General features: G+C 47.3%; 22 protein-coding genes. 19 read left to right on the forward strand and 3 right to left on the reverse strand.

What is annotated here, in order from left to right; genetic code table 11:
* The first annotated feature begins 10 nt into the window (after window positions 1-10).
* The 12 genes from BLQ32_RS07090 to BLQ32_RS07145 all read left to right on the forward strand — a co-directional run bounded on the left by BLQ32_RS07090 (window position 11) and on the right by BLQ32_RS07145 (window position 14,724).
* Window positions 11-922: an acetaldehyde dehydrogenase (acetylating) gene (locus BLQ32_RS07090; RefSeq protein ID WP_053166334.1), complete on the forward strand. Its 912-nt coding sequence runs from the start codon at window positions 11-13 to the stop codon at window positions 920-922.
* Window positions 919-1,944 carry a 4-hydroxy-2-oxovalerate aldolase gene (gene dmpG, locus BLQ32_RS07095; RefSeq protein ID WP_036802616.1) on the forward strand — a complete coding sequence of 342 codons (1,026 nt, stop codon included), beginning with the start codon at window positions 919-921 and terminating at the stop codon, window positions 1,942-1,944. The genes BLQ32_RS07090 and dmpG overlap by 4 nt, the downstream gene beginning before the upstream one ends.
* A gap of 62 nt (window positions 1,945-2,006) precedes the next feature.
* Window positions 2,007-2,798 carry a 2-keto-4-pentenoate hydratase gene (locus tag BLQ32_RS07100; RefSeq protein ID WP_053166332.1) on the forward strand — a complete coding sequence of 264 codons (792 nt, stop codon included), beginning with the start codon at window positions 2,007-2,009 and terminating at the stop codon, window positions 2,796-2,798.
* Window positions 2,798-3,592 carry a 2-keto-4-pentenoate hydratase gene (locus tag BLQ32_RS07105; protein WP_074509702.1) on the forward strand — a complete coding sequence of 265 codons (795 nt, stop codon included), beginning with the start codon at window positions 2,798-2,800 and terminating at the stop codon, window positions 3,590-3,592. The genes BLQ32_RS07100 and BLQ32_RS07105 overlap by 1 nt, the downstream gene beginning before the upstream one ends.
* Before the next feature lie 5 nt (window positions 3,593-3,597).
* Window positions 3,598-3,798, forward strand: coding sequence for a 4-oxalocrotonate tautomerase (locus tag BLQ32_RS07110; RefSeq protein WP_036802620.1), 201 nt, complete (start codon window positions 3,598-3,600; stop codon window positions 3,796-3,798).
* Complete coding sequence (locus BLQ32_RS07115) at window positions 3,795-5,267, forward strand: aldehyde dehydrogenase (RefSeq protein ID WP_036802622.1); 1,473 nt, start codon at window positions 3,795-3,797, stop codon at window positions 5,265-5,267. Before BLQ32_RS07110 ends, BLQ32_RS07115 begins: the two co-directional genes overlap by 4 nt.
* A 16-nt stretch (window positions 5,268-5,283) precedes the next feature.
* Window positions 5,284-7,128 (forward strand): helix-turn-helix domain-containing protein, encoded by a 1,845-nt coding sequence (locus tag BLQ32_RS07120; protein WP_074509704.1) that lies wholly within the window; start codon window positions 5,284-5,286, stop codon window positions 7,126-7,128.
* A 243-nt stretch (window positions 7,129-7,371) separates the two neighbouring features.
* Window positions 7,372-8,010 (forward strand): SWIM zinc finger family protein, encoded by a 639-nt coding sequence (locus BLQ32_RS07125; RefSeq protein ID WP_074509706.1) that lies wholly within the window; start codon window positions 7,372-7,374, stop codon window positions 8,008-8,010.
* A gap of 54 nt (window positions 8,011-8,064) precedes the next feature.
* Window positions 8,065-9,027 (forward strand): hypothetical protein, encoded by a 963-nt coding sequence (locus BLQ32_RS07130; protein WP_074509708.1) that lies wholly within the window; start codon window positions 8,065-8,067, stop codon window positions 9,025-9,027.
* Window positions 9,028-9,473: 446 nt separating this feature from the next.
* Window positions 9,474-11,396 (forward strand): PTS mannitol transporter subunit IICBA, encoded by a 1,923-nt coding sequence (locus BLQ32_RS07135; protein ID WP_074509710.1) that lies wholly within the window; start codon window positions 9,474-9,476, stop codon window positions 11,394-11,396.
* Between the two features lie 101 nt (window positions 11,397-11,497).
* On the forward strand, window positions 11,498-13,579 hold the full coding sequence (locus BLQ32_RS07140; RefSeq protein WP_074509712.1) for a BglG family transcription antiterminator: 2,082 nt from the start codon (window positions 11,498-11,500) through the stop codon (window positions 13,577-13,579).
* Window positions 13,580-13,584: 5 nt separating this feature from the next.
* A complete protein-coding gene (locus BLQ32_RS07145) occupies window positions 13,585-14,724 on the forward strand; it encodes a mannitol-1-phosphate 5-dehydrogenase (RefSeq protein ID WP_074509900.1) in 1,140 nt (379 codons plus the stop codon).
* A 75-nt stretch (window positions 14,725-14,799) separates the two neighbouring features.
* On the opposite strand, the gene BLQ32_RS07150 is transcribed toward BLQ32_RS07145, so the two are convergent.
* Window positions 14,800-15,477: a GIY-YIG nuclease family protein gene (locus BLQ32_RS07150; RefSeq protein WP_074509714.1), complete on the reverse strand. Its 678-nt coding sequence runs from the start codon at window positions 15,475-15,477 to the stop codon at window positions 14,800-14,802.
* A 194-nt stretch (window positions 15,478-15,671) separates the two neighbouring features.
* On the opposite strand from BLQ32_RS07150, the gene BLQ32_RS07155 reads away from it, so the two are divergent.
* Window positions 15,672-16,025 (forward strand): helix-turn-helix domain-containing protein, encoded by a 354-nt coding sequence (locus BLQ32_RS07155; RefSeq protein ID WP_074509715.1) that lies wholly within the window; start codon window positions 15,672-15,674, stop codon window positions 16,023-16,025.
* A gap of 107 nt (window positions 16,026-16,132) precedes the next feature.
* Here BLQ32_RS07155 and BLQ32_RS19815 read toward each other — a convergent pair whose 3' ends face one another.
* Entirely contained in the window at window positions 16,133-16,297 is a 165-nt protein-coding gene (locus BLQ32_RS19815) for a hypothetical protein (RefSeq protein WP_175557083.1), read from the reverse strand.
* A gap of 388 nt (window positions 16,298-16,685) precedes the next feature.
* On the opposite strand from BLQ32_RS19815, the gene BLQ32_RS07160 reads away from it, so the two are divergent.
* The 5 genes from BLQ32_RS07160 (at window position 16,686) to BLQ32_RS07180 (ending at window position 21,141) form a co-directional block, all read left to right on the forward strand.
* Entirely contained in the window at window positions 16,686-17,402 is a 717-nt protein-coding gene (locus BLQ32_RS07160) for a PspA/IM30 family protein (protein WP_036804129.1), read from the forward strand.
* Between the two features lie 51 nt (window positions 17,403-17,453).
* On the forward strand, window positions 17,454-18,488 hold the full coding sequence (locus tag BLQ32_RS07165) for a TFIIB-type zinc ribbon-containing protein (RefSeq protein ID WP_074509717.1): 1,035 nt from the start codon (window positions 17,454-17,456) through the stop codon (window positions 18,486-18,488).
* Window positions 18,485-19,267: a TPM domain-containing protein gene (locus tag BLQ32_RS07170; RefSeq protein WP_244890329.1), complete on the forward strand. Its 783-nt coding sequence runs from the start codon at window positions 18,485-18,487 to the stop codon at window positions 19,265-19,267. The genes BLQ32_RS07165 and BLQ32_RS07170 overlap by 4 nt, the downstream gene beginning before the upstream one ends.
* Before the next feature lie 33 nt (window positions 19,268-19,300).
* The gene (locus BLQ32_RS07175; RefSeq protein WP_036804136.1) at window positions 19,301-20,269 is read left to right on the forward strand and encodes an SPFH domain-containing protein; all 969 of its coding nucleotides are present in this window, start codon (window positions 19,301-19,303) and stop codon (window positions 20,267-20,269) included.
* 83 nt (window positions 20,270-20,352) lie between these two features.
* A complete protein-coding gene (locus tag BLQ32_RS07180) occupies window positions 20,353-21,141 on the forward strand; it encodes a methyltransferase domain-containing protein (protein ID WP_244890330.1) in 789 nt (262 codons plus the stop codon).
* Between the two features lie 70 nt (window positions 21,142-21,211).
* On the opposite strand, the gene BLQ32_RS07185 is transcribed toward BLQ32_RS07180, so the two are convergent.
* Window positions 21,212-21,943, reverse strand: coding sequence for a metal-binding protein ZinT (locus BLQ32_RS07185; protein WP_074509721.1), 732 nt, complete (start codon window positions 21,941-21,943; stop codon window positions 21,212-21,214).
* A 342-nt stretch (window positions 21,944-22,285) separates the two neighbouring features.
* Between BLQ32_RS07185 and BLQ32_RS07190 the strand changes: the two genes are divergently transcribed.
* Entirely contained in the window at window positions 22,286-23,143 is an 858-nt protein-coding gene (locus tag BLQ32_RS07190; protein WP_074509723.1) for a YitT family protein, read from the forward strand.
* Window positions 23,144-23,263: the final 120 nt, after the last annotated feature.

A 23,263-nucleotide genomic window follows, 5' to 3' on the forward strand; every position in this document is an offset into this window, starting at 1 on the left:
GGAGGTTCCCATGGAGAAAATCAAAGTTGCCATACTAGGATCAGGAAATATTGGAACGGACTTAATGTATAAAATTCTGAAGACCGACAGATCGATGGAGCTGGCTTTAATGGCCGGTATCGATCCGGAGTCGGAAGGCTTGAAACGGGCGGCTGAACTTGAAATCCCGACAACTGCCAAGGGCATCGATGGCGTTCTGGAAAACCGGGATATCCGGATTGTGTTTGACGCGACAAGCGCCAAAGCGCATTTGGCACATGCTCCCCGTTTGAAGGAAGCAGGCATTATCGCAGTTGACTTGACGCCGGCAGCAGTCGGCCCGTATGTAGTCCCGGCCATTAACCTTGGCGACCATCTCGAACTGGATAATGTCAATATGATTTCCTGCAGCGGACAGGCAACAACGCCTCTCGTATATGCGGTAAACCGGATAGCCCCTGTAAAATACAGCGAAATCATCGCGACGATTTCCAGTAACTCAGTCGGTCCTGGAACCCGGCAAAACTTGGACGAATTCACGATGACCACGGCAAATGCCTGCCAAGGGATTGGCGGAGCGGAAACGGCCCGTGCGATTCCCGTCATCAACTCTGCAGAGCCGCCGATTATGATGAACAACACCGTTTATGCAGTTTTAAAAGAAGAAGCCGATGAAGCGGCCGTCCTGGAGTCGATCCATGAAGTCGTGGCAGAAGTGCAGCGCTACGTGCCAGGCTACCGCCTGAAAGGCGCTCCATATATCGATGTCCGCCATACTCCTTGGGGAGATTTGCCGACTGTGATCATTTTAAATGAAGTGGAAGGGGCAGGCGATTTCTTCCCGGCCTATGCTGGCAATCTAGATATTATGACAGCAGCTGCGCAGCAGGTCGGCGAACAATTCGCCAGCCATCTACTGAAGAAAGGAGGGGTGATTGCATGAAGACGCCTATTGTAACAGATACCACATTGCGGGACGGATCCCATGCAGTCAGCCATTCCTTTACTCCGGAATTTGTCGGGGAAGTGGTAAGCCGCTTGGCGGAAGCAAACGTTCCGGTGATTGAAGTCAGCCATGGCTCCGGCCTCGGCGGTTCGACCATCCAGCAGGGATTCTCGGTACATGACGAATGGTCGCTGATTGAACGAGCGGTGGCCAATAAAAAAGATTCCAAAATCGCCTCGCTTTTCGTGCCGGGAATCGGGACACGGCCGGAAATCTTGAAAGCTGCTGAATACGGTGTCGATGTTCTGCGTATAGCTGTGCATTGTACGGAAGCGGATGTGTCTCAGCAGTATTTTGAACAAGCGAAAAAAAGCGGCCTCGGCACTGTTGGGTTCCTGATGATGAGCCATACCCAACCGGCTGAAGTGCTGGCAAAACAGGCAAAACTGATGGAAAGCTATGGTGCAGACTGTGTTTATGTCGTCGATTCCGCAGGGGCGCTGGTTCCGGAAAGTGTCCGGGAGCGCGTAGCAAGCTTAAAAGAAGCCTTGTCAATCAATGTCGGTTTCCATGCCCATAATAATTTGGGGCTTGCCATTGGCAATACGGTTGCTGCTTTGGAAGCAGGGGCTGATCAAGTTGATGGGACGCTCCGTGGACTTGGCGCAGGCGTCGGCAATGCACCAACTGAAGTGCTTGTAGCCGTATTGAATAAAATGAAGATCGATACGGGCATCAACTTGACGATTTTGATGGATACAGCAGAAGATCTGGTGGCACCGGTATTCAAATATCCCAATGTTATCGACCGTGATAATTTGGCTTCCGGCTATGCCGGTGTTTACAATAGCTTCTTGCTTCATGTCCGGGAAGCGGCAGAGAAATTCAATCTGAATCCGGTGGCGATTATCGAAGAATTGGGGCGCCGCCACGCAGTTGCTGGACAGGAAGACTGGATTTTGGATGTAGCTCTCGAATTGCAGCAAAAAGAACTGGCTCAAAAAGAACTCGTAAAATAAACAGGAATGCCGTTGATGATTTTTCGTTGACGGCTTTTTCTCTAGAAGAAAGGATTGCTGACATGGTTGTGATTCAACAGCTTGCAAATGAACTACTCGAAGCGGAACGGACTAAAAAGCCGATTGCGCCATTAACGGAACGTTTTCCAGCTATCACTTTATCAGACGCCTACCAGATTCAATTGCAATACGTCGAACAGAAAAAAGCGACAGGTGCAAGGATTGTCGGCAAGAAAATCGGAGCGACGAGCAAAGCGATCCAGTCGATGTTCGGGGTGGACCAACCTGATTATGGGCATTTGTTCGATACGATGATGTATACGGATGGTGATACAGTACCGCTTGAAGAACTTTTGCAGCCGAAAGTGGAATGCGAAATCGCTTTCGTGCTGAAGAAAGATATAAAAGGGCCGAACATCACACCGCTTGATGTAATTGAAGCGACGGACTACATAGTGCCCGCCATTGAAATTATCGACAGCCGCATTGAAGACTGGAAAATCCGTTTTGAAGACACCGTTTCAGATAACGGTTCCTCCGCTCTGGTAGTGATGGGCACGAAACCGACGAAACTGGAAGGGCTGGATCTTAGCAGTTTGGGGATGAACGTTTATCAAAACGGCAAGTACCTCGAATCAGCCACTGGTGCAGCAGTTCTCGGCAATCCCATCACCGCTATCGCTTGGCTGGCAAATGCCTTGTCGGCTTATGACGTATCGCTTTTAGCTGGCGAAATCGTTTTGACAGGCGCTTTTACCGCTGCGCTTCCGATACAGGACGGCGATACATTTACCGCTGAATTTGCCCATATCGGATCAGTTTCAGCAAGTTTTTCAAATGGGAGGAACGCTTAATGAAAACAGCATCAATTGATCATATAGTTGAAGATTTATTTCAGGCTGAGAAAAATGTACGGACCTTACCGCAATTTGCACAGGACGTTCCGGAATTTAATGAAGAACGGGCTTACGATGTTCAGGAACTATTGATCGAAAAGAAATGCCGGGAAGAAGGAACGGCGGTTTCCGGCTGGAAACTCGGATTGACCAGCAAAGCCAAACAGCAGATGATGGGCGTCCACGAACCTTCATATGGTGTCCTATTAAAGAACATGAGCCTGAATGAAGGCGAGACGCATTCCATCGACGGCTTTATCCACGGCAAACTGGAGCCGGAACTTGCTTTTGTCTTTAAAGAAGACGTAATGGGCGACTATATAACGGCCGCACAAATCATTCAATCAACCGCTTATGTGCTGCCGTCGTTTGAAGTGATTGACAGCCGCTTTGAAGCGTTTAAATTCACACTGCTTGATGCGGTAGCGGACAATTCGTCTTCGTGCCGCTATATTTTGGGCAATCAAATCCTATCACCAGAAGCAGTGGACATGCGGCTCGGCGGAGTTGTGTTCCGGAAAAATGGGGAAGTGGCGGCAACCAGCACACTCGCTGCCGTCATGGGCAACCCGGCGAGCGCCATCGCCTGGATGGCCAATAAAATTGCCAAACGCGGACAGTATATCCAAAAAGGCCAGGTTGTATTGAGCGGTGCCATCACACAAGCCATTCACATTGAACCAGGAGATCATTTCTCAGCATCGTTCGACGGATTTGGAACGATACATGCCAGTTTCAAGACAGGAGAGTGAGTAGAATGCCATTTATCCAAATCACGATTGCTGAAGGACGCGGTCCTGAAAAAGTGGAACAGCTGATTTCGGAAGTGACGGCCACTGTGTCTAAAACGCTCGATGCGCCTAAGGAAAACGTTCGAGTATTGATCACGGAAGTGCCGAAGACCCATTGGGGAATTGCAGGCCAATCGATTTCAAAAAGAAAAGAGGAATCCAAATGACTTCAGTAGAAACTAAAGTAAGAGAAGTTCAGCATTTCATCAACGGAAACTATGAAGCTTCTTCAGATCAGCAAACTTTTGAAGTGAAAAATCCGGCGACGCAGGAAGTGATCGCGGTTGTCTCAGAAGCGACAGAGCAAGACGTGGAAAAAGTATGCCAAGCTGCACGGGAAGCATTTGAAAACGGCCCTTGGCGGACGATGACGGTAGCGGAACGCTGCGCAAAAATCCGCCGCATGGCAGAAATTATTTTAGAACGGAAAGAAGAAATCGCCCGCCTGGAAGCAGCGGACGTTGGCAAACCATATAGCCATGCTGTTGCTGGAGAAGTTCCACGTGCTGCGCAAAATTTGAAATTCTTCGCGGACTTCATGGAACAGCAAGGCGGAGAAACGTATCCGATGGAAGACGCCTATATCAACTACACACGCTATGAAGCGGTAGGTGTTGCAGGATTGATCACGCCGTGGAATGCGCCATTCATGCTGACAACTTGGAAGCTTGGCCCATGCTTGGCGGCTGGGAACACAGCCGTCATCAAGCCCGCAGAAATGACGCCGCTTTCGGTTTCATTGCTCGGTGAAATTGCAAAAGAAGCTGGAATCCCGGACGGTGTTGTCAATATCATTCACGGCAAAGGCAGTGTCGTGGGAACAGCGATTACGAAGAATACGGATGTTGATTTGATTTCTTTCACCGGCTCTACAGCCACTGGAAAAGCCATTATGCGAAACGGCGCGGATACACTGAAAAAATTTGCCTTTGAACTCGGCGGCAAAGCGGCTAATATTATATTTGAAGACGCAGATTTAGAAAAAGCCATTCCAGTTTCAATCCAGGCGGCTTTCTTGAATTCCGGACAAGTCTGCCTGGCAGGCTCCCGAATCTTAGTTCAGCGTTCCATTTTAGATACATTCATTGAAAAATATAAAGCTGCAGCTGAAGCGCTGGTTGTAGGCGATCCGCAGGCAGCGGAAACGAAAATGGGACCGCTTGTCAGTGAAGAGCATTTCAAAAAAGTGAAATCTTATTTGGAGATTGCCAAAGAAGAAGGGGCAACTCTAATTACGGGAGGCAGCACACCAGAGTTGGCTCCTCATTTAAAAGATGGTTATTATCTGCAGCCGACGGTATACTTGCACGAAGATCCGAAAGCGCGAATTTGCCAGGAAGAGATTTTTGGCCCGGTCGTCACAATCATTCCTTTTGATACAGAAGAAGAAGCGTTGCAGATTGCCAACGATACGCAATATGGCTTGAACGGTGTGGTCTGGACGGAAAACTTGAAACGGGCGCACCGCATCTCACATGGCGTGCGTGCGGGCACGATTTGGGTCAACTGCTGGTTTGTCCGTGATTTGCGTGCACCTTTTGGCGGTTTCAAAAAGAGCGGAATCGGACGGGAAGGCGGCCACCATAGCCTTGAATTTTTCTCGGAAGCGAAAAACATCTGCATTGCCTTGAACTGAAGGGTGGAGAAATAGAATGGGACAAAGACTGTCTTCGAACAGGGAAACCTGGAATGACTCAAAAGATGGCCAATCTCAAAAAAACAGAAAAGAACGCTCGATTGAATTTCCGCGAGCGTCTTTTTTGGCATGGCAGCAGCAATTGATCAACATGCTGGGTTTGGAAAAAGTGAAAAAGAATTTCTTTCAGTTTGGCTGGTCGCAAGGAAGAGATGTGGCTTTAACTGTTGATGCTAGAGAGGACCTGGATCTGATTTCCCAGATGCTCTATGGAGCCGAAATCCATGGAGCATTGGGTCAAGCGCATGTCACGATTGACGTCAAGAAGATTGAAGTCGTTGAAAACGAAGTGGTCTCTGTTTTGTTCAAAGGCAGATGGAAAGAGTCTTTTGAGGCAGCTAATTACAAAAAAGAAGGGACAACCACGTTTAAACCAGGTTGTTACACTTTATGCGGATTTGCGAGCGGCTATATTTCTACGTTAATCGGCAAGCAAGTATTTTTCAAAGAGCATGCTTGTGAAGCATGCGGAGATGACTTCTGCCAATGGGAAGGAAAACTTCTTGAAGAATGGCAGCCAAGCGATTACGAAGGTTTTATCGGTGATGAATTGGAGGAGAACCGGATCTCTTTTTCAAAATTGGAAGAAGAACGCAACCGGCTTCAGACGGTCATTAATATCCATAACGAACTGACAGAAGAATTAATCCGTTCAAACCGCCTGGAGAATATTCTAGGTGTTTTAAAAAGGTACATTTCAGAACCGATCATTATTGAAAATCAGAAAGGCCAAATCACCGATTTTGAAAATATCAGCTTGGAAGAAGCGATCGAATTACAAGCTCCTTTTCATGCACGGCTGAATGAATGGCCAATCCAAAAAACAGAATTTCTCGAATTTGAACATTATGGCCGGTTAACGGCACCCATATATATCCAAAATCAAATTTTGGGTTATTGCTCGTTTATTTACGGGCAAAGCGAGCAGGTGCCCGAAGAAATTGATCGGATGATTCTCGGCAGGCTGACATCCATGAGTACACTCGTTTATTTAAACAATAAGAACATCATGGAAGCCAATGCCCGGACAAAAGGAATTCTTTTTGAGAAAATGCTCACGGATGGTTTCGAATCGAAAGAGCAGATTGTCCGTGAATTGAATCTTTTGAACATTGATGTGTCCGGCAAATACCATATCGCTTATTTGGCGCTCGGCTACAATGAATTCAACGAAGAAGACAACTTGTCGACGTTCACTAATATTTATCAAGAAGTCGTTCAATTCTTTCAGGAGCGCAGTTATGAAGTTCTGCAGGTTCAACGGGCAAACGGGATTTTGTGCTTTATCCCGGAAGAAGCTGAACACGAATTGATGCATAATGGACCAATGATTTTCTATGAGCGCATCAAACGGTCTTATCCAAATCTACATTGCCATGTCGGCGTTAGTTCAACTTGTAACGATCTTAGCTTAGTACATGATCAAATGAAAGAAGCGATGACAGCTGCCCGGTTTACCACTGAACAGCAGCCGACGATGTATTTCAAGGAGCTGGGGATTCTCGGCATTCTTGTCCATTCTCAGGAAGAAAAAGCGATCCGTAAAATAGCGGAAATGGAGTTAGGTGCTTTGTATGGGACATCTGAACAGCAGAAAGAATACATGCTCACCCTCTATGAATTTTTGATGAACGGTGGAAATTTGGAGCTGACTTCTGCAAATTTAAAGTTATCAGTGAGTGGTCTACGCTATCGCATCAACCGAATCAGCGAAATCGCCAAAGTTGATTTGCGTGATTCCCAGAAGCAGTTTGATCTGCAGCTGGCGTTAAAAGCTTTAAAGGTGATTGGGGAGTTTTAAGCAGGGGTCCGGCAGCAGTTGCCGGGCTTTTTTGTTGTTCTTTTTCAGGAAAGCTGCGTTCCGCGAATAAAACCCTGAGAATGAGAATAAATTCCCAGGAACGCAACTAAATCAGCTTTTCACTTTTCGCTGGTGAAAAGTTGGCATCTTTAATCTTTTCTATCGTTATTTTAGGCATTCAGCATTATAGTCCGTTTCCTTCCCACTCCATCCGGCTATAATGGAACCAAGAGGTGAACGTTCATGAAGTTAAGCAATCTGGACAAATACGTACCTGCCAAGCTGTATAAACGCGGCGTGGATTATTTTGAACAGAATTACGTGAAAGACTTGAGGGAAGATGGTCCGAACCGCTGGCATGCGATTGTGTCGGGTACTGGCGATTATCATGTGTCAATGCTTTTAAGTAAAGAGGATGCGATTTTGTCCTCTTTCTGCACCTGCCCTTTTGAATCGGATTCTTTGTGCAAACATGAAGTGGCTGTTTGCCTGGCGATCCAGGAGCATAAAAAAGAATACGTTCCTGCTCCCGTGGATGTTCTGTCCCGATTAAAGGAAATGAAAAAAGCGGAACTGCTGGAAGTTCTGGAAGACTTACTGCAGCAACAGCCGGCTGTGAATCTATATTTAGCGGAAAAATTCTCAGAGACAGCCGAAATGGATGAAGCGAAGGCCCGCCGGATGATCCGCAAATCGGCAAATCGTGCAAGCAGAAGTGGGTTTATCGAATGGGACCGGACGGATCAGGCAATCGAAGGGGCGCTGGAAGTCCAGGACTATTTGGATACACTCGACCTGGCACAGGACGGCGAAAGGATTATTCTCCTCAGTTTAATCATTGTCCACGAATGCAGCAAAATGCTTGAGAAAGCGGATGACTAGTCGGGAATAATCGGAACGGTAATAGGCGAAAGCCTAGGGAAGATTGGAGAAGTAATGGAGCAGTGGCCGGAAAGCTTGAATCGCGTGGTTTTTGACCGGATACTGGACTTGTTTTATCCTGCCATTCTTTTTCATCTGAAGCAGGACATGACCGATGTACCGGCGTCACTTGTAGGGTCCTTGATGGAGTGGAGCGACCGAGGGAATTATGGCACTGAAATCTATAGTTTTATTGAAAAGGTAATTAGCAGTGAAGCGCTGCAAAACAAGTCCCATCGGTACGAAGCCGAACAATTCCGCTTGTTTCAGCTAATGATTTTGCAGCAGCGAGGAGACCAAGCAGCGGTGGAATCGTTTTATCAAACGCACCGCGCTTATCCGTATATACGGAAAGCGGAAGTCGAGCAGGCGATGGAAGCGGGTGAGTTTGAACAAGCCATCCGCTTGTGCAAAGAATCAGAGCTAATAGATTCAGATTTAGCTGGCTTGGTGCTGGACTGGAAAAAGAAACGTTTTGAAGCGTATGCCTTGGCCGGCTGGAAAAAACATCAAATCGCTCTTGCCTATGAACTCGCTGCTGCCGGAGAAAAGGATTATTATCATGCGTTGAAAAAACTGGTGGAGGCTGACGAATGGCAGAAAACAGTCGCATCTTTGCTGAAGAGTTTGAAGAAGCTGAGATGGAACACAGATCTTTATGTGACCATCCTTGTCGAAGAAAAGATGACTGAAGAACTGCTGGAATATTGTCGCTCGCATCTTCATACTATCGAAACGCTGTACCCTCATTTAATAAAAGAATATCCACTGGAAGTGAATGAGCTTTTCACTTCTTACATTTATCAGTTGGTAGCACCCACTTCCGACCGCAAGAAATATCAGGAAGCATGCAGAAAAATCAAGATTTATAAAAAAGCATTAGGAAAAGAAGCGGCTGCCGTATTGATTGATGAACTTAAATTTATGTACCCGAAACGCAAAGCGCTGCTTGATGAATTGTCGAAGATTTCGTATTAATAATGCAAGAGGAAGAAGCTGCATGGGGACAAGATGAAAGATGGCATCTTAAAAAAGCAGTTGATGGATAACTAACAGGTGGAAACTTTATAGTTTCCACCTGTTTTTTTATTGTCGCATTTTACAGCCGTTTGAATGCCGTATATCCTCTCAAATCTTTATCGCCGTTTCTACGGCTTTCTATCGAAGTTTTTTCTTCCCTTATCGACGTTTCAGCGATTCCTATCGATGTTTTGAACGTTTCTATCGATGTTATCAAGCTTTCTATCGAAGTTTTGCAATTCCCACCTCAACCGTGTTTCTTCTATATAAAAGACTAACCATACCCTTGTCCAAACACCTGCGACAAAGTTAACTTTCCTTCTCGTTGAATGCGCTTCCATTTGTCCTCTATGATAAGAGTAAGAAGAAAACAGAAACTGCGCTTAGCAGAAAGGATGGAAGACATGAATCAATCAGCAATGAAAGTTTCCGTACAGAAATTTGGCAACTTCCTGAGTTCGATGGTGCTGCCGAACATCGGCGCGTTTATCGCTTGGGGATTAATTACGGCCTTGTTCATCCCGACCGGCTTTTTCCCGAACGAAGAACTCGGCAAAATGGTCGGACCGATGGTTACATACATGCTGCCGCTCTTGATAGGGTATACAGGGGGCCGCTTAATTTATGATCAGCGGGGCGGCGTCGTCGGGACTATCGCCACGATGGGCGTCATTATCGGAGCTCCGGATACACCGATGTTCCTGGGCGCCATGATCATGGGGCCGCTTGGGGCATTCGTCATCAAGAAATTTGACGGATTGATCGAAGGTAAGGTCCGCACCGGTTTTGAAATGCTGGTCAACAACTTCTCTGCCGGAATTCTCGGCGGCGTCTTGGCCATCCTGGCATTCCTGGGAGTCGGACCGGCTGTAAAAGCATTTACTGAAGTTCTGGTATCAGGCGTTGACTGGTTATTGGAAGCGGGCCTATTGCCGCTGACAAGCATTTTGATTGAACCGGCGAAAATCCTGTTCTTGAACAACGCCATCAACCACGGCGTGTTGTCGCCGATCGGCTTGGAGCAAGTCCAGCAAGCTGGAAAATCCATTCTGTTCTTACTCGAAGCAAACCCAGGACCGGGTCTGGGTGTCCTGCTTGCGTTCATGCTGTTCGGCAAAGGCATGGCAAAACAATCGGCACCGGGTGCAGCCATCATTCATTTCTTCGGCGGGATCCACGAAATTTATTTCCCGTATGTCTTAATGAAACCGATGTTGCTGCTGTCCGTTATTGCGGGCGGTATGAGTGGAGTGTTCACGCTTGTTTTGATGGGCGGGGGCTTAGTAGCACCGGCATCACCGGGAAGCATCCTGGCAATTGCAGCAGTTACGCCGCCTGAAGGCATGGCGTATGTAGCCAACTTTGCAGCTGTGCTTGTAGCGACAACCGTGTCTTTCCTGATTTCTGCTGTGATCTTGAAATCCAGCAAGCAGACAGATGAAGACATCAACGAAGCAACAAAGAAAATGGAACAAATGAAAGGCAAGAAAAGTTCGGTTGCAGGAAACTTAACGGGCACGGCGGCAACTGCAACAGGCGTACTGCCAAGCAATGTCGAAAAAATTGTCTTTGCCTGCGACGCCGGAATGGGGTCGAGCGCGATGGGAGCATCGCTTCTGCGCAAGAAAGTGAAAGAAGCGGGACTTGATGTCAAAGTGACGAACACAGCCATCAGCACGATTCCTGCAGATTCCGAGATCGTCATTACGCAGGAAGAATTAACGCCGCGTGCACAAAGCAAAGTGCCGAATGCTTACCACATTTCAGTGGATAATTTCTTATCCAGTCCCGAATACGACCGGTTGATCGACAGCCTGAAAAACGGTGTGACCGGCGAACAGGCGGAACTGGTTGAAGAAAGTGAAGCACTGACAGTCGATCAAACCGAGCCGGCTGCAGACGACCAGCTTTTACTGGAAGAGAACATCTTCATCGGACAGAATTTCCGCAGCAAAGAAGAAGCGATCCGCTTTGCGGGAGAAGCGCTTGTCAATGCCGGCTACGTGGAAGAGTCGTATGTCGACGAAATGATGAAGCGCGAAGAAATCACAACGACGTATATGGGCAACAACGTGGCCATTCCGCACGGCACCGAAGAAGCGAAAAAATCGGTCATCAAATCAGGCTTTACTGTTGTTCAAGTTCCAAATGGAGTAGACTTTAATGGAGAAAGCGCAAAACTGATTTTCGGCATCGCCGGCAAAGACGGCACACATTTGGACATCCTGTCCGGCATCGCAGTGATTTGCGCGGAGCAGGACAATGTGGACCAGCTGGCAGAAGCGAAATCCGCTAAAGAAATACTCGAAATCATCAACAGCAACTAAACAATCGGAACTTAAAGGTAGGGGAATTCCTGCCTTTTTGTTCTATTTTGCATTTCTCGCTCTTGAAAAAGGAAAACTTACAAGTGAAATGAGTGAGTGGGATGTTTATCACGTTTAGGGAAAAATCCATCATCGAATTGATTGTCCGAACTTCCGGAAAGCATACCGTGCATTCCTTATCGACCTATTTGAATGTCAGTGCCCGAACGATCCAGCGGGATTTGAAGTCTGTTGAAAAGCTGCTGCAGCAATTCGACTTGGCCGTGAAGCGCACGGCGAGCGAAGGCTTGTTTATTGACGGCAACAACGAACAGATTTACCGGCTCGTGCAAAGCTTGATCAGCGTCAACCCGACCGATGAAACACCGGAAGAGCGCAAACTGAGTCTGCTGATCACGCTGCTGCACGAAGGCCCTTCTTTTAAAATGCAGGTGCTTGCCGGTCAACTGGGCATCAGCACCGCAACTTTGACGTCCTATTTGGATGACTTGACCGATTGGCTGCATAAATTCTCCGTTCGGCTGACCCGGAGAAAAGGGGTCGGCGTGGAAATAGAAGGCGAAGAAGGCCATAAACGGCATGCGCTGGCCAGTTACTTCCTTGTTTATTTCTACGAAGAACTGGTTGAAAGTTTGTATTTCCTCCAACAAGGGAAAAACCTGGAAGAGAAAATACTCGGTTATTTTTCACCGCAGTACTTGGCGCTCGTGGATCAATTGGTGAACCATAGGATCAACAAAGAACAAACCCGCTTGGCTGACAGTGATTATATCGGGCTGGTTGTCCATATCTGTTTGACGCTTCAGCGGACCCACCAGCATTATTTATTGGGCCATGCTGCAGCAAGCGAATCCACTGCGGAGCAGCAAGTGATCGCGGCAGTTGGCGCTGAATTGAACGGCAAACTGGGCATCCGGTTGACTGCCGAAGACATTCAGTTTCTCGCGGTGATTTTAAAAGGCTCCAAAGTACAGGCGGCTAACATGGTGTATTATGACAGCGTGCTGCTCGGCAAACTGATCCAAAATCTCATTGCCGATGTATCGGCGCAGCTCCATGTTGACCTGACCGACGACTTTTCGCTTTACCAGGGCTTGCTCGCGCATATGGGGCCTTCGATTTTCCGGCTGAAGCAAAACCTGGAGTCGTTCAATCCGCTGACCGAAGAAATCAAACGCAAATACCCGGTGTTGTTCATGGCCGTCAAACAAGGGCTGGAAAACGAGTTCAAGGACTTGGAATTTCCGGCAAATGAAATCGCCTATATTGTGCTGCATTTTGGTTCGGCATTATTAATGAATGAAGAAAAAGTGCAGATTGATGCGGTAGTCGTTTGCCCGACCGGCATCGGTACATCGAAAATGCTGGCAAGCCGCATCCAAAAAGAACTGGCTGAAATCAATTCGGTGGAGATCCTGTCCATCAATGATTTCCAATCGGCCCATTTCCAGGACTACGATTTGGTCATTTCCACAATCCGCTTGCCGGTCACCGACGTCGATTACATCATGGTGAGCCCATTGCTCAGCGACAAGGACATCGCTTCCATTGAAAGCTACCTGCAGCACAATATTGAGAAAATCACCCGCAAAAAACAGTATTTGGGTGAGGAAAATGCCGAAGAACCGCTGCTTAAGAAAAACCGGCCAAACGTCCAAAATCTCCTGCGGGAAATAAAAGATGTCCAGACAAGCATGGAAGCGATCCTGGCGAACTTCAAAGTGTTCCGGGGGCAAGGAGCATCCGGGCATAACCAGGTGTTGATGGATGTGCTCACGCAAGCCGAAAGGGACGGGCTGGTAGGGGATGCAGAAGCGGCGATGCGTGAGCTCACAGCCCGTGAAGCAAAAGGTGGGCTTGGCATTCCCGACACCACGATGGCCCTGTTCCATTGCCGCGATGAAACGGTGAGGGAGCTGTTGTTTCAAGTGGTGCATTTGGATACGCCGTGCACGGTGAAAGGGATGGACGGGGAACCCGTAGCGATGCGCAATCTGCTGCTTATGCTCGCCCCGCTGGATATGACCGCCAGGGAACAGGAAATCCTCAGCCTCATCAGTTCGACGCTGATCGAAAGCGATGCTGCAATGATGATTTTTTCTTCCTCGAACGAGAATATGATCCGCAGCAAACTGGAAGATGTGTTTTTTGAGTACCTACAAAATAACTTGATAAAGGAATGATGACGTTGAAACAAGCCGTTCATTTTGGAGCAGGAAATATTGGCAGAGGATTTATCGGAGCATTGTTTTCCAAATCCGATTACCACGTGACATTTGTGGATGTGGCTGACCAGATCATTGATAAATTAAACGAAGAGAAAACCTACCAAGTCAACTTGGCACAAGCCGAGCCGGAAAGCATCACGATTGAACATGTATCAGGCGTCAACAATATGAAAGACGAAGCAGGGGTTATCGAGGCGATTGGGCAAGCGACGTATTTGACGACCGCGATCGGCCCGAACATCCTGCCGCGGATTGCGCCGTTAATTGCAAAAGCCATTACGGAACGTCTGCAGACGACCGACGAAAAGCTGTATGTCATCGCCTGTGAAAACCAGATCGGTGCAACGGATATTTTGAAAAAGCATATTTTCGACAACCTGGAGGAAGAAACGAAAAACAAGCTGGACGGCAACGTCTTTTTCTTCAACTCGGCAGTCGACCGGATTGTGCCGATCCAGGACAGCAGTTCCCTTGATGTGCTGGTCGAGCCATACTACGAATGGGTCGTGGAAACGAGTGAAACGATTCCGCCGGTTGAAGGCATGACGATTGTCGAAGACCTTGCTCCGTTTATCGAGCGCAAGCTCTTTACAGTGAATACAGGACACGCCGTCATTGCCTACCTCGGCTATTTGGCCGGCAAACAGACGATTGACCAGACCTTGGCCGATAGTAAGATCGAAGACCAAGTGCGGGAAACGCTGAAAGAAACCGGCGCTTACCTTGTAAAAGAATACGGACTCGATGAAGACGAGCATTTGGCGTATATCAATAAAAACATCGAGCGCTTCAAGAACGCTTATTTAAACGACGGCGTCACACGAGTAGGACGGGCACCGATCCGCAAGCTCGGACCGGATGATCGCCTGGTGCGCCCGGCAACGCAGGCGCAAAAAGCCGGCTTGCCATACACCTATCTCGCCAAAGCAATTGCCGCGGCGCTCGCATTCGACAACCCGGAAGACGAAGACGCAGTGAAAATCCAAGCTGTGATCCAGGGAAACGGACCGGCGTTTGTACTTAATGAAATCAGCGGCTTGGACGCAGACAGCGAGATCACGCAAGAAGTGGTTCGGCAGTATGAAGTGTTGAAAGCGTAAGTGAATAAGATAATGTGGAAAAACCTCTCAAGATGATTCTTGAGAGGTTATTTTGAGTTTTAGGAGCAAGTAAGATTATTTTTCTTTCAAAACCCCAGCAGCCACTAAATTAGTCAAAGCTCCTTTGTTTTTGAAACGGAAATAGCCGCTCAACCGATTCAAGTCCTTTTGCGTCAAGAGGGAGTGGTCTGTCGCCAACTCGTATTGATCTTCTATCTTGGCAAGCAACGTCTTAGCGAATTCGAGTTGCTTATCAGTTAACAATTTGTCTTCTTTATTCTCAACTTTTGCTGGGACAGGTTTAGATTCTTCGATGACTTGGATCGTCTGGTTGATTTCAGCAGTATATTTTCCTTCTTTAATCCAAGAGATATCTTCTTTATTTAAGGCAAACCATTCACCTTCCAGCCGCTTGTCTGCAAAATGTTTGTGAAACGTTGCTTCGGTTTGATGGTGATTGCCCGTTTTAATGAGATAGATTAACTTGTTTTCGAAGGGCAATTTTACTCCGAAAATATTCATTCTTTTTTCCACGTTTTTGGTCTTTCCGATTTTGAATGTTCCGTTCATGTGTTCCTGGACGAAATATACATAGCCGGGAGCTTTCCCTGGTACTTCAGGTGATTCGAGGACTTTAGCAAGTTCAAATTGATTTGGCTCAAAAAGATAAATTTTATTCGACTGGATATTCGGCAGTGTATTTTCAACAGCTGGAGAATTCGACAAGAGTTTATTGAAAAGATTTTTAATCATAATTGGTTTTCCTCCTTTAAAAAAATTTCGAAAACTATGATATTTAGATTATAACTCAATTGGTAATATGTTACTATTTGATTATATGCACTAATACCTAATGTTCATATTAAGGGAAGTAGTTTAGTGGAGAAAAAGAGCGTTTTTTTAAAGCGGTTCATCTTCTATTAAAAATTATCTTAAGGAGATTTCTGATGCCAAAACTATCCGAGAATCTAAAATTGCTTAGAGAAAAGAATAAACTGACGCAGCAAATCGTTGCACAGCATTTGAAAATCACAAAAGCCATTTACAGCAAATTTGAAACCGGCGGTGCAGAACCCCATTTAAAGCTGCTCGTAAAGATGGCTGATTTGTACAACGTCTCACTCGATGAACTAGCTGGCCGCCAATTCACGCCTAATGGCAAAGTGATTGATCAACTCATCATTAAAAGGGAAATGACGAAAGAAATTAACAGCATGGTCAAACAAATAGCCAATGAGTTTATTCAAAGCAAAGAAGCGGACATCGTGAAGAGAGTGAAACAGAAGTTCAATTTGAGTTAAGTAGAATAGCAGAAAATGCAGAACCCGCTCCAGCTTAATTGCCGGAACGGGTTTTTGTTTGTTTTATGCAACAGGCCAGTGAAGTGAAAGTTCTCATATTAAGTAATCTATGACGCAGGCTTTCTTCTTTTCAATGATTTATACCAAGGCTCACCGATGAAGAATAGTGGAAACAGCATAAGCCCCCAAAGCGCATTCTCTTCCAATTGTCCAAATGCCGCTATGAGCAATACAACGAGAATTCCTAGAGAAAATAACATGTTTTTAATCATCGAGTTCACTCCCTTCATTTATCTTAACAATAACTGGGAAATGCCGCATCTTCTTTCGGTGTTTTTTCTCCTTCCTCCTTCATTTGAAAGCCTGAAAGTAGAGTCCCGCGAATAATTCCCTATTTCACTTCTTCCCGTACCCCAGCTCCCTGCATTCGCCTTTTATCCGCGTTTATCCAATTTTTTATCTGTGTTATTTTTCTCCTTAACCGTGTTTCGCCTATTTCTATCATTGTTTCCAGGTTTCCTATCCATGTTTCCTAACCTGCAGCATGCCCCTTACTACCCGAAGTTTCTCCATGATTACGCTCTGCCAATTAAGGGTAATCTCTTCCTTAAGAGGAACTGCAAAGCAGTCCGACAAAACCACACCAAAAGGAGAATGATGATGGAAATTTTAAAACGGTTTAGAGACATTATGGCGAGCAATATGAACGCGTTATTGGATCAGGCAGAGGATCCGGAGAAGATGATCGACCAGTATTTGAGAGACCTCAACAGCGACCTTGGAAAAGTGAAGTCGGAAACCGCGGCAATCATGGCGGCTGAAAAGCGGGAACGCCGCGAATTGGCAGAGCTGCAACAGGAAATTGAAGACATGCAGCGCTATGCAGTGAAGGCGCTTGAAGCACAAAATGAAGACGATGCGCGGAAATTCCTGCAGCGCAAAGCGGAACTGACGGAACGGGAAAAAACGATGCAGACAGCTGTCGAAATGGCTGCGACCAATACGACGCAGATGCGCCAGATGCACGACAAATTGGAGTCGGATATTTCGGAACTGGAATCTCGCCGCACAGAGCTGAAAGGAAAAGCATCTATGGCAAAAGCGCAGAACCGCATGAACGAGATGACGTCTTCGATGAACAGCACGGGCGAACGGATTTCCGCGTTTGATAAGATGGAGCAGCGGATCAACCAGGAGCTGGACCAGGCGATGTCGATGCAGGAACTCAATAAAGGTTCAGGCACGGATATTAAAGACTTAGCGGCAAAATACGAAACCGATAAGAAAGTGGACGACGAATTGGAATCGTTAAAGGCCGGAATCAATGTGGACGATGAGCTGGAAGCGCTGAAATCCCAGATGAACAAAGGCGAATAATGGCTGCCGTGAGAAACGTTGTTTCCCGCAGAATGAGGGGAGGAAGCCGGATTGGTTGTTCAATATAAATGTCCGAACTGCGGATCTGACATGGCGTTCGATGCAGAATCAGGAACGCTTTCCTGCCCGAATTGCGGGCGGCAAGACCGCATTGAAACGTTTCCGGAGGAGAACATCGAACAGACAGTTTCACCGGAGGAATCCGAAGCAAAGGAATACCATTGTGAAAACTGCGGCGCGGTGATTGTGACCGCGGCCGAGACGACAGCAACGCATTGCAGCTTCTGCGGTGCGCCGGTTGTGCTGTCGGAGCGGCTGACCGGTGAATTCGCCCCGGCGAAAGTCATTCCATTCAAAATCAGCAAGGAAGAAGCGGTGGCGGCTTTCCGGAAATGGACGCGAAACGGCCGGCTGACGCCGAGAGGCTTTATGAACGGCGACCGCATCAAGAAAATGACGGGCATGTATGTGCCGTTTTGGCTTTATGACATTGACGGCACGGCTGAAGTGGCAGCCATCGGTACACGCATACATCAATACCAGCGGGGCGATACCATTTATACAGAGACAGATTTTTACGATGTCTACCGCGGCATCGACCTCAGTTATCTCAAAGTGCCGGCTGATGCATCGGAAAAAATGGACGATGAGTTGATGGATAAGCTCGAGCCATACGATTACCAGGAACTGATGGATTTCAGGATGCCGTATCTTGCCGGTTATCTGGCGGAAAAATACGATTACGACGACGACGCCTTGTTCTCTCGGGTTGAATCCAAAATTGTGCCGTATATCGATTCCTATATCAGCGGCACCATTTCGGGCTATTCAACTGTCAGTTATACGAACAAGCAGATTCAGGCGAATAAACAAAAGGCTTACTATACGTTATTCCCTGTGTGGATGGTATATTATGACTTTGAAAACAAGGAACACACCTTTGCGATGAATGGCCAGACTGGGAAAGTGGTCGGCAAACCGCCAATCAGCGGGGGCAAGGTCTTCGCCTGGTTTGCCGGCATCGCCGCCGGCACATTCGCAGTGTTGAAAGGCATTGCGTATGTCATGGGAGGTGTTCTTTGGTGAGCAGACAAATAAGCAGAGCGATGTTCATGTTTATCGTGTTGTTTTTCATCTCCCTATGGAGTGGAGCAGCCGTATTTGCAGAGACCGATCAGCATGTATACGACAATGCCGGGTTGCTGAGTGAAAGTGAAATCGGGGAACTCGAAGCCCTTGCGGCGGAACACAGCCGGAAACACGACGCAGATTTTTTGTTTTTGACGACGCCCACAACGGATGGACAGCCAATTACTACATATATGGGCGATTTTTTTGATACATGGAAAGCGGAAAACAACCAGGAAAATGCGGTGCTGCTGACAATTGATATCGGCAGCCGGGAAGTGTACCTTGCCGGTTTCGGCACTGCTGAAACTTCACTCGACAACCAGCGGGTCGAACTGGTGCTCGACCGGATCATGCCGTATATGAGCGCCGGGGAATACGGCGGAGCCTTCCATGAAACGGTCACCACATCGAGCCGTTACATGGAATACCGGCCAGGCGTCAATCCGGAAAATATTTTTCTGCAGACCTGGTTCCAGGCAGCGCTTGCTTTGCTGCTTGGCGGTGTAGTAGTCGGTTCGATGATTTTCAATGCAGGCGGGCGGGTGACGACGACATCCCGCACCTATGTAGACAGCCAAAATACGCAGGTTCGAAGCCGGCGCGACCAATTCCGCAACAAAACCGTTTCAAGGCGCAGAGTGCCTAAAAGCAATGGCGGAGGCGGTGGCGGATTTGGCGGCGGAGGCATGACCGGCGGGGGAAGTTCGTACAGCGGAGGCGGACGCAACTTCTAAGAGCGAATCGAATAAAAGGAAGGAATGAACAATATGGGGCTTTTCGGCAATCAGTTCTCAGACGTAGTGGAATGGGATGAATTCAGGGAAGACATGATTTTTTGGAAATGGCACAACGACGAAATCAAAAAAGGCAGCCGGCTGATTATCCGGCCCGGACAAGACGCCATTTTCATCAATAACGGCAAAATCGAAGGGATTTTTGAAGACGACGGCGATTACGACATCGAATCAGAAATCGTGCCATTCCTGTCGACCTTAAAAGGATTCCGCTTCGGCTTTAACAGCGGCATGCGCGTTGAAGTGCTGTTTGTTAACACGAAAGAATTCACGGTCCGGTGGGGGACGCAAAACCCCATCAATATTCCGGCGCCTCAATTGCCGGGCGGCATGCCGATCCGTGCAAACGGCACATTCCAGTTTAAAGTGAATGATTTTACGGCGTTGATTGATAAAATTGCAGGAATCCGCGACAGCTACCTGGTCGATGATGTAAAAATCCGGATTACGGCGATACTCGATCAGCTGCTCATGAAGTGGATCACCAAAGAAGGCAAAGATATGTTCAACCTGCAGGCGAATGCCCACGAGATCGGCAAAGGCATCTCGGATGACCTCAATATGGAATTGATGGACGATGGCATGAAAATCACCGGCTTCCAGGTCATGAGCTTCAACTATCCGAAGGAAATCCAGGACATGATCAACAAAAATGCATCCCACGGCATGGTAGGCGATGTGTCGAAATACCAGCAGATTTCAGTGGCGGATGCCATGGCCAAAGGCAATTCTTCCGGTTCCGGCTCTGCAGCGGACATGGCCGGCATGATGGTCGGGATGAATATCGCCAAAGACATGATGGATACCATGAAAGAATCAAAATCCGGCGGCGGACAAACGGCTGGAGGCGGCAGTGCCCAGGGGCCGAACTTCTGCCCGAACTGCGGCCAGAAAAATGAAGGCGCGAAATTTTGTCCGAATTGCGGGCAGAAATTAGCGTAGGCAAATAAAAGGAAATTTCTCCGGCGTTCGAGAATAAAACTAATAGGAAACAAATTCTCAAACACTGGAAAAGAGGAATTCTATTGGACCATTTACTGGCAGCAATGAAAATACTGGGCGATGACACGATTCAACGCACACAGCTGAAGCATCGCATCAATTTGGTCGAAGCGTTTGGCATTCAAGACGGAATGTCGGTCATTGAAGTCGGCTGCGGCCAAGGAGATACGACGGTTGCACTGGCAGACCGGGTCGGTGAAAGCGGACGGGTGCTGGCGATTGATATTGCGCCGCCGGATTACGGTGCGCCCATCACGCTCGGTGAAGCGGCGTCTTCCATTGCGGCATCCCCGCTTGGTTCGAGGGTAGAGTTTCAGCTGGAAACCGATTTGCTCGATTTGCCGGACGGCCGGTTTGATGTTGCGGTTTTATCGCATTGTTCCTGGTATTTCCGGGATCCGGAGCAGCTGCTGCGGATCTTGAAAAAGCTGCGCCGGATGGCCACCCGCATTTGCATCGCGGAATGGGACGTGAATTATACACAGCTCTCCCAGCGCAGCCATTTTACAGCGGCGGCTATTTTGGCATTGTACGGTGAGTTTGTTGAAAATGACGGCAATATCCAGCATTTATTTGATTCGCAGCAATTGCAAAATTTGCTGGAAGAAGCAGGCTGGAATGTGGTCGAAACCGCGACGGTCGCGGCATCTTATTTGCAGGACGGGGCTTGGGAAGCGGATTATGCCTGGTCGGTCCAGCAAGAGTTTTCAAAAGCGCCGGAGCGCATCCGTTCGCTTGTCGGCAGTTTTTATTCCTTATTGGAGAAAGAGGGAATTACCAGTCTCGATAGCATCGTCATATTAGCGGAATAAAAGCCCAATATGGATTTAAGCCGATTGAAAGCAGACAGGCTGCTTTCAATCGGCTTTTTATATTTCCGTTTTAATGCGCCATCATTTCATGGGCAATCGTATGGCCATCCAGATCGGACGGATAGTAAGTCGGCCAGTTCACCACTTCATCGAGCAAGGCCGCGCGGTTGTCGCCCCAATACAAATGGTAATGGTCCGCGTCGGTCGGAGAGATGCCGTGGTCGCTGAATTGGATAAACTGCGGCATGCCGCCGCTGCCTTCTGCCAATGTAAAGATAAAACGGACGCCCCGGTTGCCGGCTTCGTATGTAAGAATTTCAAAGCCGTCGTATGTATAAGTGCCAGACAGTTCTTTTCCGTTTTGGAAAAAACTCACTTGGTCTTCAGTGATTACGATTCGCTCCACGTCTGTCTTATAGCCTTCGGTGTAGTAGGTTTTGTATTCTTCGGCTGTCATGTCGTCTGAATGCAGCGCTTTGTCTTCGAACACTTCATCGAGTTCGCCGTTTTCAAGAAGCGGATAGACGGATTGCCAATCGCCTGCCCAGTCAGAGAGGGGGCGGTCCTCTACTTGGCTGTCTTCAAAAAAGCCGTCGTAGATTTTTTGTGATTCTTCGTCGTGTGCATGGCTGTGTTCATGGTCATGATCGTGATCGCTTTCCGTTTCTTTTGTTTCTGCTTGTGCGGTGCTTGAAGCGGTCGTTTCTTGTTCAGCCTCGGATAGATCTGCAGATTGGCATCCGGCTGCGAACAGAGTAGTAAGGGCCAGAATTCCAACACCTTTGGTCAATGAATTTTTCATGAATACACTCCTTTTCTATAAACCGTAATGATTACAATTTATGATTATACATATCAAAAGCGAGAATGTGAATAAAAAGATTATTCTGAATTTATAAACGCCGTAATTATCCAATCCACGGATATAACTTTTACTTTTTCGCTCTTAAAGGAAACACGAGAAAAGTAAAACCGGGACGTAAAAAAGTTCTTTTCACCTAGTGATTAAAACTTGCGCAGCAGTCAGTTAATGCCCTATAATTTGATACATTGTGTCCGAATTTCATAAACTCGGAGAGAATCATGAACGGAGTTTTGGCGTTATGCCGCCAGCATTTTCAATTAGAAATGGAGAAGAATAAGTATGGACAAAGTTTACAGCACGGTGATCATTTTTCTGGGATCGCTTTTGCTTGGAGTAGCATTCAATATGTTTTTATTGCCGCATGAAATTTTATCAGGAGGAATCACGGGGATAGCGATGATTCTAAGTTTGATGCTGCCGGTCAATGCCGGAATTTGGTTGATTCTATTGAATATCCCGGTTTTGGTATTGGGCTGGATGAAGCTTGGAAAAGTTTTCATTCTCAACAGCATTTTCTCGGTAGCTGTGACATCGATTTCGATGCTTTATATCCCGGTTATGAAAGTGACGGAAGATGCTTTGTTGTCATCGGTATTCGGCGGGGTCCTTGTTGGTGTCGGGGTCGGATTCATCATCCGCTTCTACGGTTCAACAGGCGGCTTTGACGTAATCGGTTTGCTTTTGACGATGAAACGCGACATTCCACTCGGCTTTTTAGTATTTGGATTGAATAGCTTGGTTGTCTTCGTATCGGGCTTTATTTTCACATGGGAACTTGCGATGTACACAATGGCTTCCATTTATATCACAGGTCTTGTGGTTGACCGCATCCATACCCGCCACATCAAGCTGAGTTTGATGGTGGTGACCAGCAAAGGCGATGCCGTCAAAAAGCAATTGCTTGAACATCTTTACCGCGGCATCACGGTGACCGATGGGGAAGGCGCGTATTCGGGGAACAAAGTGAAGGTGCTTTACTCCGTCATTTCGCGTTACGAGCTCGCGTATGTCCGTCCGCTCATCAAGGAAATTGATCCAAACGCTTTCGTCAGCATCAGCGAGACGATGGAAGTCATGGGCAACTTCCGCAAAGACGATAATTTCAAAAAAGTGCCTGGCACCTCTCAAATGATGTGAGCCAAGTCTTAAGACCCCTTCGAAGCTGAAAATCGGAGGGGTTTTTCATACGTAAAATTATTATCAGAATAATCAAAATAAGTATACCCAATTTGGGTAATTAGGTTTATGATGAAGGTA

Origin of the sequence: Planococcus glaciei, from assembly GCF_900099655.1 — a bacterium.
In the GTDB taxonomy this organism is placed as follows: Bacteria; Bacillota; Bacilli; order Bacillales_A; family Planococcaceae; genus Planococcus; species Planococcus glaciei.

Coding starts and splice junctions, on each gene's coding strand:
- BLQ32_RS07105 (WP_074509702.1), top strand. CDS start 2,798: ATGAAAACAGCATCAATTGATCATATAGTTGAAGATTTATTTCAGGCT.
- BLQ32_RS07155 (WP_074509715.1), top strand. CDS start 15,672: ATGCCAAAACTATCCGAGAATCTAAAATTGCTTAGAGAAAAGAATAAA.
- dmpG (WP_036802616.1), top strand. CDS start 919: ATGAAGACGCCTATTGTAACAGATACCACATTGCGGGACGGATCCCAT.
- BLQ32_RS07110 (WP_036802620.1), top strand. CDS start 3,598: ATGCCATTTATCCAAATCACGATTGCTGAAGGACGCGGTCCTGAAAAA.
- BLQ32_RS07135 (WP_074509710.1), top strand. CDS start 9,474: ATGAATCAATCAGCAATGAAAGTTTCCGTACAGAAATTTGGCAACTTC.
- BLQ32_RS07150 (WP_074509714.1), bottom strand. CDS start 15,477: ATGATTAAAAATCTTTTCAATAAACTCTTGTCGAATTCTCCAGCTGTT.
- BLQ32_RS07160 (WP_036804129.1), top strand. CDS start 16,686: ATGGAAATTTTAAAACGGTTTAGAGACATTATGGCGAGCAATATGAAC.
- BLQ32_RS19815 (WP_175557083.1), bottom strand. CDS start 16,297: ATGATTAAAAACATGTTATTTTCTCTAGGAATTCTCGTTGTATTGCTC.
- BLQ32_RS07190 (WP_074509723.1), top strand. CDS start 22,286: ATGGACAAAGTTTACAGCACGGTGATCATTTTTCTGGGATCGCTTTTG.
- BLQ32_RS07130 (WP_074509708.1), top strand. CDS start 8,065: ATGGAGCAGTGGCCGGAAAGCTTGAATCGCGTGGTTTTTGACCGGATA.
- BLQ32_RS07185 (WP_074509721.1), bottom strand. CDS start 21,943: ATGAAAAATTCATTGACCAAAGGTGTTGGAATTCTGGCCCTTACTACT.
- BLQ32_RS07125 (WP_074509706.1), top strand. CDS start 7,372: ATGAAGTTAAGCAATCTGGACAAATACGTACCTGCCAAGCTGTATAAA.
- BLQ32_RS07175 (WP_036804136.1), top strand. CDS start 19,301: ATGGGGCTTTTCGGCAATCAGTTCTCAGACGTAGTGGAATGGGATGAA.
- BLQ32_RS07120 (WP_074509704.1), top strand. CDS start 5,284: ATGGGACAAAGACTGTCTTCGAACAGGGAAACCTGGAATGACTCAAAA.
- BLQ32_RS07090 (WP_053166334.1), top strand. CDS start 11: ATGGAGAAAATCAAAGTTGCCATACTAGGATCAGGAAATATTGGAACG.
- BLQ32_RS07140 (WP_074509712.1), top strand. CDS start 11,498: ATGTTTATCACGTTTAGGGAAAAATCCATCATCGAATTGATTGTCCGA.
- BLQ32_RS07115 (WP_036802622.1), top strand. CDS start 3,795: ATGACTTCAGTAGAAACTAAAGTAAGAGAAGTTCAGCATTTCATCAAC.
- BLQ32_RS07100 (WP_053166332.1), top strand. CDS start 2,007: ATGGTTGTGATTCAACAGCTTGCAAATGAACTACTCGAAGCGGAACGG.